Raw genomic sequence first — 16,842 nt, 5'->3', positions numbered from 1 at the left:
ACATAAAAATACCATAAGCAAAGGCTACATTTATTGAAAGCGGCATATATTCATATGGAGTATACTCGCAATGCCTGAATTATCAAGGTTATTATTCAGGAAAGTCTCTCTCCCGGAGTACCTGCCCGGGTCATTATTTCTTCATCCGATGCCAGGAAAATATGAAGATATCGCAACATTTGAACATGAACTGAAAAAAAGGAATATTAATTATATTATCTGCCTGCCTGACATGGATGAAATAGCAGAGGTCTCACCACAATACCTGACCTACATACACAAACCAGACCGTGAGATATCCATAGAATGTTTTCCAATATCAGATTTTGGTGTACCCGAACATCCGGAAAAATTCCTTGTTCTTGCAAAAAAATACTCCCAACTTTTAATCAAGGGTGAATCATTATTAGTTCACTGCAGAATGGGAATTGGCAGAACCGGATTGTTCGCAGTTATTCTCTTAATGACTGCAGGAGTCTGTAGAGTTGATGCTGAGCATATCATTCGTAATGCTGGTGCCGGTGCACAAACCTATGCTCAAAAACAAATTATATACTGGGCTAACGATCACCTCAATGAGCCAGAAAAAAAGTGAATGCACGCTGGAGTAATTATATGAATTTTGGAGAATCGTTTCTTACATCTGATCGTTTTGCCAGTGAATTGGGTATCGTATATGAAGAATCAGGAGCAGGACATGCAACTCTTTCGCTTAGGATATCATCAAAACATCTGAATGCGCACGGAACGGTGCATGGAGGTGTAATCTTTACGCTTGCTGACTGTGCATTTGCCATAGCCTGCAATACTGATGATGTACCATCTGTCGCAATTAATACATCAATTTCATATATGAGGCCAGTATCAGGGGGAATTCTCATTGCTAAAGCCTCTGAGTTTAGTAAAACAAAAACACTTGGAACGTATTCAGTGGTCGTTCTTGATGGTGATGAAAGAAAAATTGCACAATTCCAAGGAATGGCGTACCGTATCCAGCCTGATACCAGATAAAGAACATAGTTGATCTATTGGTAACCATAGTGCTAGGAGAGAATTTGCCTATGTTTTTCTTTGTTGTAAATATCTCATTTTTTTCGAGAGCATGAGTCCGACAGATGGATCTCCACCCAGAGAAAACGCCCGCTCATGGGCGATAGCAGCCTCTTCAAACCTGCCAGCATTCTGAAGAGAATCTCCTTTTAAAAACCAGGCTCTGGCATTAGTATCGTCATGAGCAAGTATTCGTTCATATGCAGCGGCGGCAGCATTGTGATCAGCAGTCATCCAGAGGAGTTCAGCATACAATGACCAAGCTTCAGAATTATCAGGAGCTTTATCAATAACCCTTCTGACCATATCAAGAGATTCTGGATAATTGTCTGATTCATACAATGTTTTAACCCTGGCAAGCATGAGACCAGGATCATCAGGAATCTGTCGTAATGCTTCTTCCACTGCATGAGCAGCTTCATCACTTCTTCCTAAAGCCTGTTCAATTTCGGCTTTCAACTTCCAGGCGTCCGCATTATCCGGATCGCGTTCAAGAATCTGGTCAAGAGTAGGAATAGCAGAGAGTAACTCTCCGGATTTTACCAGACTTTGTGTATACCGGAAGAGCAAATTTGTATCATCCGGGTGGTATAATGCCGCTTGAGACAGGGCATTAGATGCCAACAGGTATTCTCCCATGTTGTATAGTGCCCTTCCTTTCATCTCCCAGATATCAGGATCATCAGGAACTACCTCAAGGTATTGATCCAATTTTTGAATTGAAAGATCACATTTTCCACTTCGATAGAGTGACACACCTAGTCTTCGGATAAGATCCGGATCATCATGCAAAAATTCTGATGCTTTCAGGTACGCTGCTGATGCCAGTTCATACTGGAGTAATGCTTCATGAGCAGCACCCTTTCGTTTCCATAACTCCCCATTTTGAGAATCAACCTCCAAAACCTTCTCAAGAACTGATATCGCCTCTGGATATTTTCCTGCTTCATAAAGCACGATACCTTGCAAAGATTGGAGTTTCTTATTATTCGGTGCGTATTTACATGCCTGGGTAAGGGCATGGGCTGCTTCGTCAAATAATCCCTGGGCCCGTTCGATTTCTGCCCGAAGGTGCCATAGGTCAGGATTCTTCTCATCATTTACTAAAAGACGTGTAACCCGGGCATATGCTTCCCGAAATGAACCGGTATGGTATAATGCACGGGCATAACCAATCAGAACAGCAGGATCACTTGCATCCGGTTCACTGATAAGAGCATACGTCTGACAGGCACCCCGGAATGATCCAAGTGCAACCTGAATGGTGGCTTTTAGTATGAGTGCACTATTTGAAGAGGGAACTAACTCAAGAGCTTTTCCAATTGACTGTAAGGCATCAGAATAGGCCTTTCTTGAACTCTGCACATCGGCAAGCAAGTACCAGGCCTCATATGACTGATCATATATCTGAATAGAATGTTTCAGGATAAACTCAGCTTTCTGAAGTTCTCCACGTGAAACCAAGGCTTTTCCATGATAATACCAGGCCTGATAGTCATCGGGATGATTGTCTTCAACCTGTTCAAAACAGGTAATTGCCTCAGGAAACTGAAAGAGTTCAAGAAGAGTCAATCCGGCCCAGAACAATGAATCATTATGATCTTTATCTAGTTTTATGGTCTCTCTGAAATGATGCAAAGCAGCCTCATACTGCTTAAGTTCGTATTGAGCTACCCCCAGTAGAAATAGTACTTCCGCATCCGGACCAAAGAGTTCTATAAACCGTTCTGCCCCCTTAATGACCTTCATATTCTCATGCTCGTAAGCCAGAGCATTCAGATAAATAAGCCAGCTGTCGACAGGAATCGGTCCGAATTTACAAGCTCGTTCAAAGGAGTTCACCGATTGATCATATTCACCCAATTCAAAACTGGTAATTGCATGATTAATCCAGGATTCTGGACGAGCGTTTTTCGTCTCACCTGCATGTTCAAATGACTCCAGGGCAGCAGGGTGACTATCCATAAGCCGAAGAGCAAGTCCTCGCTGATTCCAGGCAGTTGGGTTATCAGGCTCTAGTTCAAGGGCTTTTTCATATGCTGCCACTGCATCCTGAAACATACTTCTTTCAGTCTGCGTATCGCCAAGCATTATCCAGACATTTACCTTCCGGGGACAGAGCTCTGTTGCATGAGTATACGCTGCAGCAGCCCGGCTGAATTCGTACTGTGCAGTTGCAACCATCCCGATACCTATCCATGCATTGACATTTTTCGGATTTAATTTTAGAGAATGCTGAAATGATTTCATTGCATCCTTTAACCACTTAAGTTTGTACAAAGCCGCACCATGATTATGCCATACTGATGGATTATCAGGTCCAAGTTGTAATGCACGGTTGAAAGCCTGTAACGCACTCTCATATTTTTTCAGGTGCATGAGCGTGAGGCCATGGTTATTGTAAAAGGTAACTGATTCCTGGCCTTCATTTATTATCTGATTTAAAATATCGGTTACTGCGGCTTTATCATCCGATAATTCAGCTTTTAAAATTGAATAGGAATATCGGGTATCAAGATCCCAGGGTTCAAGCTTTAAAACCTGTTCATATGCATTTGAAGCCTGGGCAATCTCTCCGGAATCAGCAAACAAATCAGCAAGCATCCTCCAGGCATCAGCATATTCAGGATCAATTTTTACTGCCTTTCGCAGTTCCTCAATCGCCTGATCCCGTTCATCAAGATGAACAAGGGCATTTGCCAGGCCAAAAAATGCAACAGGATCATCAGGGTTTATTTCAACGGCAAATGAATAAGCGTCAAGTGCCTCTTGAAATTCACCAATTTGAACATGACAATACCCCTTTAGGACCCATACTTCTGTTTGTTCAGATCCCCAATCAATGGCCGTTTCAAAGTCACTGAGTGCTTCACGGAATTTTCCTAAAGCAAGATGGCAGGCTCCCCGGTACATCCATGCCTGCTCATTTTCACTCTCTCTTTCAATGAGATGGGATAGAACGGGGATGGCTTCTTTATACATTCCGACTTCGTGCATTGACATACCAAGCCGGAGTTGTGCATTGAGATTGTCCGGATCATATTTGAGAGCATTCCGGTACATCTTTATAGCGTCACGATGGCGCTCTTGTTTTGCAAGGACTATTCCAGTCTGAAACCAGAGTTCTGAGTTTTCCGGATCAATACGAAGTCCTTCTTTAAATGCGTAATACGCCCGGTCTTGTTGATCCTTTTTGAGGAATGCCATCCCCATAGATAGCCATTTCTTGACTTTCTCGTTCGTTCCTGCTTCTTTAGCCAGGGTTATCCTCCAGGATTGTTGTATGTGTGAATTGAAGGAATAATAAAATGCAAAACCAACCAGGATAAAATGGGCGGTTTGTATTTATAACGAAGTGCATCACATGTCCGGATTTTGGCTCTCAAATCCACCACTTCTCGTGTACTATGTAGTGCACTATAGAATAGGTGGATGACATCAGGAATATACTATTCCAATAGAGGTTCCCCAGAGATCTATTATAATACTAGGCTAAACTTCCGGTATTTGTTCCTATAGAAGTTTTGAAGACCTTGATGATACCTATGAAATTACAACGAACATTACCAGTGATATGATTATATAAAAAACCTGGTTCCTGCCACATATATTCATTTTTTATCAATGGTGCAGGTTATCCATTCCTGGTTAAAAGTCGGCGCATACTGGTTATAAAACTCAATGGCAGGTTTATTCCATTCGAGTACCTGCCAGAGAACTCCATTTAAATTTTTCTTCTGCGCATCGTCCAGGACTGCTTCAAATAGTTTTTTTCCAATCCCTTTTCTTCGATATTCCCTGGTTACAATAATATCTTCTAGATATAATCTCTGACCTTTCCAGGTTGAGTAACGAATGTAATATAGAGCAAAACCTACAATGATTCCAGATATTTCAGCAACATGTGCCCACCAAACTGGACAATCTCCAAATCCTGACTCTTCAAAATGGCTCGAAGTTACTTCAACCTCATGAAGAGCACGCTCATATTCTGCAAGTTCCTTGATTAGTTCCAGAAGACGAGGACAATCTGTTCGCACTGCTGGTCGGATGGTTAGATTCATTTATCCATATCCTATTTGTCGCCACCAGATTATATTTGATAAAGATCCAATTGCAAAGAGATTGGGAAACATATAATATGACTTCACCAAAATCTTTTTCTGAGCTTACCGATTCACTCATTCGGATTATTCATCAGGCTGTTGCTATTGAAAAAAAGCCGGTAGATTTGGGGTATGGTGATGTCCTTTCTGCTTCTGAAATTCATCTCATTGACATTGCAGGGAGATTTCCTAAGGAAAAACTTTCGGAAATTGCATCCTTACTGGGCATCACAAAAGGGGCCGTCACACAGATGGTCCAAAAGCTTGAGGAGAAGGGATACATATGCAGAGTAAGGAGCAGTGAAAACCGGAAGATCGTTTATCTTGATCTTACCCCCAAAGGAAGGAAGGCGTTTTTATGGCACACCGATCTCCATACCCGACTGTATACAGAATTTTTTAGGGAGATATCAGATATGCCGGAAGAACAGATTCACGGAGCAATATCTATCCTCCAATGTTATGAAAAAGTTATACAGAGAAGTATTGATATCCGGGAAAATTCTTCGAATTCAGAATCTCTCTTTTTTTGGAACTTGAAAAAATGAGTTAAGAGCAGAATGAATTCTTATAGTTTAGTGACTAAACTATTTTGAGACTATGACACTATCAACAGAACTGCTCCTAAGTCCGATTATCGAATCAGACAAAGAACCAATCATCGCCTTGTTCAATTATTATATTGAACATACCTATGCTGCCTTTCTTGAAACACCACTTCCCTTGTCATATTTCGATGCCATAATGCCGGTTATTGAGCATTACCCTTCAGTATCGGTAAAAAAGAACGGAGTATTGATCGGGTTTGGATTTTTACGGCCCCATAATCCCATGCCGGCATTTCGATATACTGCAGTTATCTCATACTTCCTGAACCCTGAATATACAGGAAAACGGATTGGATCCATGATGCTGGATTATCTGATTGAGAAAGCACGGGAGAAAGGAATAAAATCAATACTTGCCGAAATTTCTTCTCTCAATCCGGGAAGTGTAAAATTCCATGAAAAACACGGGTTTATTCACCGGGGACAGTTTGAACGGGTGGGTGTAAAGAATGGTAAAGAATTTGATACTATCTGGATGCAAAAAATTATTAATTAATAAAAAAGCCGAATTCAGGGATACATCTGCTAATTATTTATACAATAACGATATATAAAAAATAGATTATAGGCAATTGCCAATTTTTCTGAAATACTGAGGGATGAGGGATGGAACGAGTGAGTGTATCGTGGGTTTTTAGAGCATGTATGCTTTTTATGCTCATGTTATCATCATGGGGTGCAGTATCTGCTGCAGATGTATCTGGAACATATGAACCGGGAGAAGTTATTATTCAATATAATGACATTGGTTCAGGAACAGCGGTGGTATCTGTTGCTTCTTCATTGAATGCACAAATCGGGGCAGAAACAAAACTTACAGAGGAAATACTTGGAGTAAAGGGGCTTCAAGTAGTGAAAGTTCCGGATTCCATGTCTGTTCCCGAGGCTGTGGAGTATTATAAGTCCAATGAATATGTTGCTTACGCAGAACCAAACTATATAACATACCTGCCAAATCCGACAGATGATTCAGGTATAACAGAAGAGAATCTGGATATCGCAGATGTGCCAATGAACTTCCCTAATGATCCAGGTTTTTCTTTACAGTGGGGATTATACAGCAACAATACTACCAATGTGAGCACAGGCAGGTCAGATATTCATGCACCTGAAGCATGGAATGTATCCACCGGATCTTCTGATGTTATCGTTGCCGTAATTGATTCTGGTGTAGATTACAATCACGAAGATCTGGCAGAGAACTGTTTAAGCGGATATGATTTTGTAAATTCTGACACTGATCCCATGGATGATAATGGTCATGGAACTCATTGTGCTGGAATATTGGGAGCTGTAACGAATAACAACCTTGGTATTGCAGGTGTCAGTTGGAACTCAAAAATTCTTCCGGTGAAGGTCTTTGATGCTGCAGGCACGAGTAATACCGTTCTTGAAATACAGGGAATATTATATGCCTCTGAAATGGGGGCAGACATTATCTCATGTTCATGGGGTACATACTACAACAGTGAAATTCTTAAGGAAGTTATAGATAATACTCCTGCATTATTTGTCTGTTCATCAGGAAATGATGGGTATGATACCGATAAAATCCCCCATTATCCATCCGGGTATGATTCTCCGCATGTCATCTCAGTTGGAGCAAGTGACGAATCCAATCTAAAAGCATGGTTCTCAAATTATGGAGTAACCACTGTTGATCTCATGGCACCAGGAGTGAGTATCTATAGTACAACCCCGGGGAGTTATGGATTCGAAGACGGAACATCAATGGCAGTTCCATTTGTTGCAGGAACGGCAGCTCTTATTAAAAGTGAAAAGCCAGCCAATGAACCGGTCCAAATAAAAAATTTGCTCATGAGTACTGTTGATAAGAAGTACTGGCTTAATCAGAGTTGTGTTTCAGGGGGGAGACTCAACGCGTATAATGCATTAAGCCAGGTTCTTCCGTTGCAGGCAGATTTTTCTGCAAATCCTGCTTCAGGAACAATTCCACTCAATGTTCAGTTTACTGATCATTCTACGGGTGAGCCGACAAAGTGGCATTGGTCATTTGGTGATGGTTATGAATCAACCACCCAGAATCCGGTTCATCTCTATATGAAGCCAGGAAGATATTCTATTACTCTGACGGTTTCTAACGAGGGATTAAGCTCAGTCGCAGAGAAAGAGAATTACATCCATGTAAAACCACCATACCAACCGGTTAAGGCTTTCCCTGATGGAACTGGAGGTAACTATCCAACACCAACAGATCCGGATGATGATGGCCTCTTTGAAGACATCAATGGAAATGGATGGCTTGAATATGATGATACCAAACTACTATTCAATCAGATTCTTTTTGCTATGAAAGAAGAACCAATAGGCCAGTTTGACTTTGATGGAAGTGGATTTATCGGATTTGGTGATGTTGTAAAATTATATCAGATGGTGTAGGTGATGGAGATGAAACAGACAAATACTATCAGAGTGCTTGGCGTACTGATCCTGATTGCTGGGCTGATGGCACCGGTATCAGCATACTCACTCCTCTTTTTTAACCCCTCGGTTGTCGAATCTAATCCAGGAGAACAACCGGAGATAGACCTCATTATGGAGGGATGTGATGCAGGATTATCAGGGTATGCCTTATATCTCACCCTTGATAACCCATCCGTTGCATCATTTGGTGAGATAACGTTCCCATCATGGGTGTCGATGAATAAAGTTGAACATATAAATAGCACTACTGTCCTCATTCAGGGTGCAGATCTCGGAAATCAGGTTGAACCTGCCCTTTCCATTTCTAATCTTGCCAAGGTGACCATCCATGCCCTAACTGCAGGATATGCAACTCTGAGTGTTCAGCCAGTTATCATTGATGACGATCGGAATGGCAGGTATGAAACGGTGAGCAAAACAGCAAGCATCGTTATATCAGGGGCAGGACCAAACCCTATGATACCAGCTTCACAGTGAGACGAATTATATGAAACAATTATTCGCATATGAAGAAAAGGCAGGCAGGATAGAACTTTTCATAAGGATTATTTATTCATTCATCATTGGAATAGTCCTGATGGTATATGGATTTGTTGCAGGTATCTGCATGTTGATCCAGTTTATTGTCGTCCTCATCCTCGGAAGGAGATCTCAGGGTCTTTCAGATTTTATCCAGGGATATCTTGAATATTATGTACACATACTGAGTTATACCTCATTTATGACTGATGAAAGACCAGGAATTCTTCCAACATCTGTCATTATCTACGAAGAAGAGAAACTATAAATCCGGTCACTGTAAGAAATTCCCTCATGGCCGGCATTATTATCGATGCCAAGGTTGACCGGATCCAGGTTCCGGAAAACCTTCGATATTTTCGATTAATCGAAGAGCAGAAGGAGCGGTGTGCAGAAATTGGATGTAATGGCCAGATGTTTAAGTTCGGCCTTGGACAATCGCCTTTTCCGGTTCCCGCACCGCTTCAAAAAGCTCTCTCGCTTCATAGTGGAAAGGGAACATACGCTGACCCAATCGGGAACACTGAGCTTCGGGAAGCAGTTGCTTCATTTTATAAAAAAAACTTCAGGCTTGATATTGAACCATACCGGGTAATTACCGGCCATGGTGCAAAAGGTCTCATATTTTCTCTTTTTACCCTGTTGACTGGTTCTGTTATCATCCCGTCTCCCGGATGGCTTGGATACCTGCCTCAACTCCGGATTCTGAATGTTCCATATTATCGGTTATATACTCATGGTGCAGGAAATTTTAAAGTCCGCCCAAATACCCTCGAAGCAATGCTCAAGGGTCTGGTAAAAACTCAGCATCTGTTAATACTGAACAATCCTGGAAATCCTACTGGAGCATTGTATAGCAGGGAAGAACTGACAGCAATTGCTGATGTATGTAGGAAATACCATACATTCATCCTTTCTGATGAAGTATATGGCCTGCTCACCTATGATCCAGAATCTTTCGTGAGTATGGGAGAGATCTACCCAGAGGGAACTTTTGTTATCCATAGCCTTTCAGCAGGAATGGGAGCAGGAGGATTCAGACTTGGGAGTTGTATCATGCCAGAAGGAAGTAGTCCTGCTATTATCAGAGATGTTGCAAAAATTGCAGCAACCATCTACACAAGTTCTGCAGTACCAATCCAGGAGGCAGGTATTGCAGCATATCGGTCAGAAAATGAGATGGATCAATACCTGGATGCTGTGAGGAATATTCTTCGGATTATGACAACCAGACTTGCCCGCCTTTGTTCAGATACTGATGGTATCAGAGTCACCATTCCAAAAGCAGGGTTTTACTTCATGATTGACATGAATCCAATGGCAAACCTGCTTCAAAACGCAGGTATCATGTATTCTAATGATTTAGCTCCTGCTTTAATCTCTCACCCATACCACATTGCCACAGTTACGGGAGAGGCGATGATGGCCCCATATGGAGATTTTTTCATCAGAATTGCTGCAACTGATTTTGATGGAGAAGAAGCACTCCTTGAATATTTAGAGCGGTCACCTGCGTCAGATGCAGAAGAAGAGATATTTTTCACGAAATATGGTTCAGATATGATTGAAGGTATCAGAATGTTTAAAAAATGGGTTACTGATATCAGGGATGGATCATTCAGGTTTTCAGCACCCTGATAATATCAGACTTTCTTTTTCGGAGTAGTGATACTAACCGGATAATCCGGTTCTACAAATAATACAGAAGACTGATTTTTATAAAATCCAATTCCCTCTTGTACTCCAATCTTCGAAGGTAGTTCAATTAGATGAAGGCCTGCCAATCCATCAGCAGTGAAATCTTTGACTAGAGTTGCATTTAAGGATGCATGAGTCTGGTTTGCATATACTGACAGATTTTGTCTATCTGGAAATGCCTGGACCTTGAACTGAACAAGCAGACGGGAATTATGCGATGTTAAATTATCCGACACTGCTGACAAAGATGCAGGTTGTGCTGCAGTTGAATTTGATGTGCTTTCGATTGAATAAACAGCATTTGGTTCAGCATATTGAACATACGGAAGTGCCTGATAATATGAAACTCCTTCTTTTACAGTCATACCAGGAGGAAGTTTTACCAGCTGCAGACCGGCAAGTCCAAGATCGGTGTAATCTGTCTCAACAGTAGATCCGATGTATGTATGTGAAGCATTTGCTGCAACTTTCATTGCAGATGTATTCCACAATTCCGGATTAAACCGGACTAACAGATCAGCCTGTATTGATGAATTTTCTCCATCAGGTATCTCCTGAACAGGTAATGATCCCCCTGAACCCTTGGTAACATTATCTGCAATGACAAATACCCCGAAAATAACACAAACCCCTAATACCAGCAAAAGGCCAATTGAAATTTGCATACTCTGCTTATTTGAATTTGGGAGATAATAGGCTTGCCGTATCAAAACAATTTCCTGATAGGAAGTCAACAATCATATATGGCTCATCCGGAGGGGACTCATACATACCGGTTTGCTTCCTGCATGAACACGCTTCCCCCATCATTTCTTGATGAACTCTTCAGGGTATCTGCAGTACCTGATATCATATCCTTTGCCGGAGGTCTTCCTGATGCATCACTCTTTGATGTTGAGGGAATCAAAAAAGCAATGGAATCAGTATTTGATGACTATGGTTCTATCGCTCTCCAGTACACAACTACCGATGGATACCGTCCATTACGGGAGATTATATCCAGGAGATATTATTCACGCCTTGGATTGCATGTAAACCCTGACGAAATTCAGATCCTCAACGGATCTCAGCAGGCACTTGATCTTACAGCTAAAATACTCACAAATCCAAACGATAAAATCCTAATTGAACGTCCCGGCTACCTTGGTGCAATTGAGGCTTTTTCATTTTATCGTCCATCTTTTTCATCAATTAATCCGGATACAGAAGGTCCGGACCCCGCTGAACTAAAAAATTGCATTCAATCTGATAATCCAGTTTTTTTCTATGGAATCCCAAATTCACAAAATCCTTCCGGTCTGACTTGGTCAGATAAGAGAAGAAAAGAGGTTGCAGAGATACTGTCAGAAAGTGACTGCCTGCTTTATGAAGATGATGCATTTGGAGAACTCTTCTTTGATGGGAAAGCCCGAGAACCAGTGATGAAATACCTTCCGGACCAGGGGTTGATGAGTGGATCATTCTCAAAGATTATTGCTCCAGGACTTCGGATAGGATGGATTCGTGCTCCACCTCAGGTCCTTTGTGCGTTTAACAGGGCAAAACAGGCAGCAGACCTTCATTCAAATCTCTTTTCCCAGATGGTCATGACACAATACCTGGAAAAAAACGACATCGAACAGAGAACAAGAATGATTGCTGCGAAATATGGTGAACGATGCAGGCTCATGATTGACCTCATCGAGGATCTTCTTTCGGATTCAATTCACCACACAATACCTAGTGGAGGCATGTTCCTTATGCTCACATTACCAGGATCGATGCATTCAATGAACGTATTTGAACACGGTATCAAAGAAGGCGTTGCTGTAATGCCCGGGATTCCGTTTTATATCGATGATGGAGGAAACAGCGCAATACGACTGAATTTCTCTGCATCATCTGAAACACAAATTCAGATCGGCATGGAACGTCTGGCCAGGGTTTTTCATCGTTTGTAACCCCAATCTTCTGATGAGTTGAAATAGAGGAATCAGCAACATGTACACTATGGAAAGCCGGGCTGATAACCGGGTAGATGATCCGGCAAAGAAAGCATATATTGAAGGCCTTAAAAGATACAGGGATGGTGACCTGAAAGAGGCATGTGTTTTCTTTACCAATGCAATTGCCGGTGGAATCACAGATTTCGATATTTTATATTACCGGGGGATGTGTCACCTTGACACAGGACGGTATCCTGAAGCACTCACTGATTTTGAAGTTCTTGTCAGGCAGTTTCCAGATAATCCGGAGTATATATTCCGCCGTGCCTTTATCAGATATAAAACCGGCGATGTACCTGGAGCTATCAGTGATTTTAATCAAATCCCGGTAGATTATAATGATTTTTCGATCAGATGGCACTACCTGTCTGTCCTTTATTACAAGACAGGTAACTATGATGCAGCTCTTGAAGCAATTGAAAAAGCGCTGACTCTTTTTCCAACTATGCCAAAAATTTGGTTTAATGCAGGAATTATCATGCAAGCCGGTGGACTTTCAGATCGTGCTGATCTTGCTATTTCAACAGCAGCGCGTCTTGAACCAAAACTTGCATCCGCAAAAAGGGAAATTCTGGAATAAGGAAATGATTAGGAGTATTCAACTCTCCTGATCATATTTCGAACTAGTACAATCAGAATCAGACATCCAGCGATAGATGCTGCCATTACTGCCCAGTGATAAAGTGGTGCCACACCAACAGCAAGAAGCACTATAAGATTAATGGGATTAGACGGAAATGCCAGAATAAGTAGCAATACAATAATCACTGCTGTTGAAAAGATAAACTGTGCCTTTGTCCGGTCACGATAAAAGACAGCTATGGTTGCAGCAATCAAAATCAGGGCTGCTGATGCAAAAACGACATGCAGTAAAATCTCGACAAGAGCTGCAATCCGTATGCCATTGATCGATAATAGAATCAGCCATAAGATCACCTGTACCGGAATTATTGCAATGCAGGCCAGGATTTTTCCGCATACAATATCTTCAAGGGTAGCTGATGAGGTCCGAAGGGTATCAAGTGTCTGTTGCTGATACTCTTCTGTAATAAGGTCAATAACAAGCCCTGCAGAGATAATTGCAGGCATAAATAGAAGCATGGGTATCAGAAGCCCATATATAAACTCATAAAATGAATTTTGAGCCACCGGTCTTGAAACTGATACCTGAATGGGTTCAAAATCAAGTCTGTCTTTTCTTATATCACGGAGTATCTCCTCATATTCCAGCAGAATATCCTTTATCTTCACCTCAATGACTGTTGACTGAATATCATTACTGATGGTATACAAGGTAACAGTAACAGGATCCTCTGCTTCAGGAGGGGACTCAGAAGTCCACAAAACTGCAGCCAGTTTTCGTTCTTTTAAAGCCCCGAGAGCTGTAGCTGCATCCATCTGATAGGGAATAAATGATGGTTCCCGAGAGAAGAGATCAAACAGGATGGTATCATTTCCAATGAATCCTACGCCATATTGAACTCCGGTTACCCTTCCATAGACAGATGGATCGTACATAGCTGAAAGACCTACCATCAGAAAAGAAGAAAACATGGCAATGAAGAGCTGTAGGAGTATTGCTAGAATGATCGTCTTCTCTGAAGTAATACTCCGAATCTCTTTTTTAGCGATTGTCGTAACAAGACGTTGCTTCACCAGACCCACCCCCTGAGAAGATAGAGATTGTATATACTATGGACAATTGTTGCAAGAACAATTCCAATCGGGAGTGCATTTTTTCCCCATATTTTTAGCACCGCACCGGTGCAGAAGACAGTTCCTGCATGAAGCAGAAATGGCATCCACAAAAGGCCGAGTGTAAGAAAGAGCGCTGCACCAAAAATTGAATCTGCAATCTGTGATATCGTAACAAAAAGGAGTAATTTTTCTCCAAGTAAAAATCCAAAACCAATCAAAAATGAGGCCAGGATCACAATCTTCCAGGACATGGGAGGATAACTGTGGGTTACCAATGCTACAAATCCTGCTGCTTTTACCAGCTCTTCGGTGAGTGCTGCAAGCACCATTATCAGGATCAATGAAAAGGGCATTGGTAGATTGAAAAAGAGCACGAGATACATCATCTGTGCCATGAACACAAAAGGAATTGTCATGACGGATATCAAAATAAGCGACAGGTACCAGTATCTGTTTGAAACCAGAGTGCCGAGATAAAGTGCCAGTGTGTCCAATAAGCTCTTCTCGGTAAAGAGTTGTTCTTCGTGAAAATTCCGGATACAGATACCAAACAGGATGATACTTGTCAGGTAAAACAAGGCTGTTGAATAGACATAATCAGTCAGAGTATAGCCAGTCCCATCAATTACATGCACAACCAGAGTAACTGGAGAGAGAAGACTTACAATATGCACATTTGCAAAAATACTTGGAAAGAAAAGATACGAAGTTGCAATTGTTGAAAAAAATATTGATATAAACGAAAGTTCTTTGTAACTTCTGGATACCATCCCAATAAAGAGAGCAAATGATAAGAAAAATAGGATTACCGGAACCAGAGGCAATATCGCAGCAATGTCGGCTTTCACGGAAAAAAGAATAATTGACACAATAAGGAGCATTCCAATAGCATAGGGGAGCATCTTTCCAAAGACGAGAATTATTGGTTTTACCGGGGATGCGATGAGTGCTTCACCCTGCCGGAGAGTCCGTTCGTTCATGATGCTCATCATAAAAAACTGGGACGTAAAGTACAATGGAAAAATGAAGACAAAAATAAATATGATGGTATCAAAGGGAAGTGGAGGAGAAAGCATGGATGGAACCCTGAGTTCTCCAAGGGCTTCCTGTTGAGAGAGTATATCGGTATACCGCCCGAGCTGATCAGATCCTCGTGCTGCCTCTTCTTCAAGCTGTAATCGAAGTATCTCCATATCAGCAGGCACTATTCCGGATGGAGGAATGAAATCAACTTCCGGCTCATCAGGAACCGGTGGAGTGGCGGATGCCTGCCTGGGTGCAGCCAGCTGCTGGCCGGTCTGGGTAGCAAGGAAATCAAGTTCGCTGACAACATATTCACTATCAACCCAGAGAGGGTATGCTGCGAAAAGATCAGTCTGTTGGCGATACACATAATCCTGATATGCCTGATAATCCCGCTCAAAACTTTTTTGAGCGGCTGCCCCCTTATCCCCATTTGCCCGGAGGAGTGATCCGGCCCTGATGGAAAGATCCAGACCGAGCGACCGGATATTTACTACATCTGACGGAAGAGCATAGACCACATATCTGGGATCGCCTCCGATAATATCAAGGTATATCTGGCTGTCAACGCCTATCCGGTATATACCATCCTGTAGATGGATCCCCTGCTGGGCAGTAAATCCACTTACACCGACAAGAAGGACGAGGAGAACAATCGCTACTGGCAGTAGATCCCTACTCATCGTACCCTGAAAGCGTTTAATTTCCCATCTTGCTATGGTCAGAAGCTGTGAGAGAGCCTCCATTGGGTGATAGTTCGCCGGGATGGTATATCAATGCTTACCGTAACTCTTTAAAGGAGAGAAAACAAGAGGAGGTTACTCAGTATGATTGAAGCATCGTTCCTTACGAAAATATATGGCGATGTAGCGGCTCTCTCTGACGTTTCATTTACCTGCAGGGAGGGTGAAATTTTCGGGATTATCGGCCATAACGGAGCTGGAAAGACAACGCTTCTCAAAATCCTTTCAGGTCTTATCCTTCCAACATCAGGATCACTTGACATCGGAGGCATGGATCTTATCAGGGATCCAATGTTGGTGAGATCACAGATCGGGTATCTTCCGGAGGAGTCAAGACTCTATGAAACGATGCTGGTTCCGGATTACCTCCGGTTTTTTGGAGAGATCTACGGGCTTGATCGGGTTACCATACAGGCCAGGGCTGATCTCTTGTTGGCCCAGTTATCATTGCAGCCCGATGGGAAGCGTATTGGCAATCTTTCAAAGGGGATGAAACGAAAAGTAGCCATTGCGCGATCACTTATTCACGATCCTTCAATCCTGATATATGATGAACCAGGATCAGGTCTGGACCCGATGACGACCCGGTTTATCATTGAATACTTAAAGCAACTCAGAATGGTTGGAAAAACAATAATCCTTTCTGCCCATAACCTGGCCCAGGTAGAAGAAATTTGTGATCATGTGATGATCTTGAAACGGGGTAAGGTTGTTGTATTTGGAACGATGCCAGAGCTTCGTGAACAATTCGGATCCATCAGGTATGAGATCTGGTTCATATGGCCGGATGGATCAATACCTGACATAGATTCTGAGCAGTCTGGCAATCTCTGGGTTTCCGTTGCTCACTCAATAGAAGAACTGAACGAAATCACGAGTTCGATATCGTCTAAAGGTGGAACCGTTGAGCGTATTGAATCTAAGTATCCCTCATTAGAAGAGATTTTAGTAAAAATTGGAAAATGAA

16 protein-coding genes are annotated in these 16,842 nt (G+C 42.1%); 11 read left to right on the top strand and 5 right to left on the bottom strand.

The window, feature by feature from the left end; translation table 11 throughout:
• Positions 1-70: 70 nt before the first annotated feature.
• Together KSK55_RS15605 and KSK55_RS15600 are read left to right on the top strand one after the other, a co-directional pair.
• Positions 71-595, top strand: coding sequence for a protein-tyrosine phosphatase family protein (locus tag KSK55_RS15605; RefSeq protein ID WP_218607591.1), 525 nt, complete (start codon positions 71-73; stop codon positions 593-595).
• A 20-nt stretch (positions 596-615) separates the two neighbouring features.
• Positions 616-1,011: a PaaI family thioesterase gene (locus KSK55_RS15600; protein WP_218607590.1), complete on the top strand. Its 396-nt coding sequence runs from the start codon at positions 616-618 to the stop codon at positions 1,009-1,011.
• A gap of 48 nt (positions 1,012-1,059) precedes the next feature.
• Here KSK55_RS15600 and KSK55_RS15595 read toward each other — a convergent pair whose 3' ends face one another.
• Entirely contained in the window at positions 1,060-4,257 is a 3,198-nt protein-coding gene (locus KSK55_RS15595) for a tetratricopeptide repeat protein (protein WP_218607589.1), read from the bottom strand.
• A gap of 404 nt (positions 4,258-4,661) precedes the next feature.
• Positions 4,662-5,114: a GNAT family N-acetyltransferase gene (locus tag KSK55_RS15590; RefSeq protein WP_214421090.1), complete on the bottom strand. Its 453-nt coding sequence runs from the start codon at positions 5,112-5,114 to the stop codon at positions 4,662-4,664.
• A 77-nt stretch (positions 5,115-5,191) separates the two neighbouring features.
• On the opposite strand from KSK55_RS15590, the gene KSK55_RS15585 reads away from it, so the two are divergent.
• The 6 genes from KSK55_RS15585 to KSK55_RS15560 all read left to right on the top strand — a co-directional run bounded on the left by KSK55_RS15585 (position 5,192) and on the right by KSK55_RS15560 (position 10,366).
• Positions 5,192-5,704: a MarR family winged helix-turn-helix transcriptional regulator gene (locus tag KSK55_RS15585; protein WP_218607588.1), complete on the top strand. Its 513-nt coding sequence runs from the start codon at positions 5,192-5,194 to the stop codon at positions 5,702-5,704.
• Between the two features lie 52 nt (positions 5,705-5,756).
• Positions 5,757-6,260, top strand: a complete 504-nt coding sequence (locus KSK55_RS15580; RefSeq protein ID WP_218607587.1) for a GNAT family N-acetyltransferase — start codon at positions 5,757-5,759, stop codon at positions 6,258-6,260.
• A gap of 119 nt (positions 6,261-6,379) precedes the next feature.
• Positions 6,380-8,164, top strand: a complete 1,785-nt coding sequence (locus tag KSK55_RS15575) for a S8 family serine peptidase (protein ID WP_218607586.1) — start codon at positions 6,380-6,382, stop codon at positions 8,162-8,164.
• A gap of 9 nt (positions 8,165-8,173) precedes the next feature.
• A complete protein-coding gene (locus tag KSK55_RS15570) occupies positions 8,174-8,686 on the top strand; it encodes a hypothetical protein (protein ID WP_214421086.1) in 513 nt (170 codons plus the stop codon).
• A gap of 10 nt (positions 8,687-8,696) precedes the next feature.
• Positions 8,697-8,996, top strand: a complete 300-nt coding sequence (locus KSK55_RS15565) for a DUF4389 domain-containing protein (protein WP_214421085.1) — start codon at positions 8,697-8,699, stop codon at positions 8,994-8,996.
• A 26-nt stretch (positions 8,997-9,022) separates the two neighbouring features.
• Entirely contained in the window at positions 9,023-10,366 is a 1,344-nt protein-coding gene (locus KSK55_RS15560) for a pyridoxal phosphate-dependent aminotransferase (RefSeq protein ID WP_218607585.1), read from the top strand.
• A gap of 5 nt (positions 10,367-10,371) precedes the next feature.
• Here the strand turns inward: KSK55_RS15560 and KSK55_RS15555 are convergent, their stop codons facing one another.
• The gene (locus KSK55_RS15555) at positions 10,372-11,091 is read right to left on the bottom strand and encodes a S8 family serine peptidase (RefSeq protein ID WP_218607584.1); all 720 of its coding nucleotides are present in this window, start codon (positions 11,089-11,091) and stop codon (positions 10,372-10,374) included.
• A 78-nt stretch (positions 11,092-11,169) separates the two neighbouring features.
• Here KSK55_RS15555 and KSK55_RS15550 point away from each other — a divergent pair, with 78 nt between their 5' ends.
• Both KSK55_RS15550 and KSK55_RS15545 read left to right on the top strand, forming a co-directional pair.
• Positions 11,170-12,366 (top strand): aminotransferase-like domain-containing protein, encoded by a 1,197-nt coding sequence (locus KSK55_RS15550; RefSeq protein ID WP_218607583.1) that lies wholly within the window; start codon positions 11,170-11,172, stop codon positions 12,364-12,366.
• A 40-nt stretch (positions 12,367-12,406) separates the two neighbouring features.
• Positions 12,407-12,991, top strand: a complete 585-nt coding sequence (locus tag KSK55_RS15545; RefSeq protein ID WP_214421081.1) for a tetratricopeptide repeat protein — start codon at positions 12,407-12,409, stop codon at positions 12,989-12,991.
• 8 nt (positions 12,992-12,999) lie between these two features.
• On the opposite strand, the gene KSK55_RS15540 is transcribed toward KSK55_RS15545, so the two are convergent.
• Entirely contained in the window at positions 13,000-14,067 is a 1,068-nt protein-coding gene (locus KSK55_RS15540; RefSeq protein ID WP_256664056.1) for an ABC transporter permease subunit, read from the bottom strand.
• On the bottom strand, positions 14,064-15,878 hold the full coding sequence (locus KSK55_RS15535) for an ABC transporter permease family protein (protein ID WP_218607582.1): 1,815 nt from the start codon (positions 15,876-15,878) through the stop codon (positions 14,064-14,066). Before KSK55_RS15535 ends, KSK55_RS15540 begins: the two co-directional genes overlap by 4 nt.
• A gap of 81 nt (positions 15,879-15,959) precedes the next feature.
• Between KSK55_RS15535 and KSK55_RS15530 the strand changes: the two genes are divergently transcribed.
• Positions 15,960-16,841, top strand: a complete 882-nt coding sequence (locus tag KSK55_RS15530) for an ABC transporter ATP-binding protein (RefSeq protein WP_214421079.1) — start codon at positions 15,960-15,962, stop codon at positions 16,839-16,841.
• Position 16,842: the final 1 nt, after the last annotated feature.

This window comes from Methanospirillum hungatei, assembly GCF_019263745.1.
GTDB lineage: Archaea > Halobacteriota > Methanomicrobia > Methanomicrobiales > Methanospirillaceae > Methanospirillum > Methanospirillum purgamenti.
This window is presented reverse-complemented; position numbering and strand designations above follow the sequence as displayed.

Bases quoted from the DNA above. Each gene is read 5' to 3' on its own strand.
- KSK55_RS15605 (WP_218607591.1), top strand. From the start codon at position 71: ATGCCTGAATTATCAAGGTTATTATTCAGGAAAGTCTCTCTCCCGGAG.
- KSK55_RS15600 (WP_218607590.1), top strand. From the start codon at position 616: ATGAATTTTGGAGAATCGTTTCTTACATCTGATCGTTTTGCCAGTGAA.
- KSK55_RS15595 (WP_218607589.1), bottom strand. From the start codon at position 4,257: ATGGCATTCCTCAAAAAGGATCAACAAGACCGGGCGTATTACGCATTT.
- KSK55_RS15590 (WP_214421090.1), bottom strand. From the start codon at position 5,114: ATGAATCTAACCATCCGACCAGCAGTGCGAACAGATTGTCCTCGTCTT.
- KSK55_RS15585 (WP_218607588.1), top strand. From the start codon at position 5,192: ATGACTTCACCAAAATCTTTTTCTGAGCTTACCGATTCACTCATTCGG.
- KSK55_RS15580 (WP_218607587.1), top strand. From the start codon at position 5,757: ATGACACTATCAACAGAACTGCTCCTAAGTCCGATTATCGAATCAGAC.
- KSK55_RS15570 (WP_214421086.1), top strand. From the start codon at position 8,174: ATGAAACAGACAAATACTATCAGAGTGCTTGGCGTACTGATCCTGATT.
- KSK55_RS15565 (WP_214421085.1), top strand. From the start codon at position 8,697: ATGAAACAATTATTCGCATATGAAGAAAAGGCAGGCAGGATAGAACTT.
- KSK55_RS15560 (WP_218607585.1), top strand. From the start codon at position 9,023: ATGGCCGGCATTATTATCGATGCCAAGGTTGACCGGATCCAGGTTCCG.
- KSK55_RS15555 (WP_218607584.1), bottom strand. From the start codon at position 11,091: ATGCAAATTTCAATTGGCCTTTTGCTGGTATTAGGGGTTTGTGTTATT.
- KSK55_RS15550 (WP_218607583.1), top strand. From the start codon at position 11,170: ATGGCTCATCCGGAGGGGACTCATACATACCGGTTTGCTTCCTGCATG.
- KSK55_RS15545 (WP_214421081.1), top strand. From the start codon at position 12,407: ATGTACACTATGGAAAGCCGGGCTGATAACCGGGTAGATGATCCGGCA.
- KSK55_RS15535 (WP_218607582.1), bottom strand. From the start codon at position 15,878: ATGGAGGCTCTCTCACAGCTTCTGACCATAGCAAGATGGGAAATTAAA.
- KSK55_RS15530 (WP_214421079.1), top strand. From the start codon at position 15,960: ATGATTGAAGCATCGTTCCTTACGAAAATATATGGCGATGTAGCGGCT.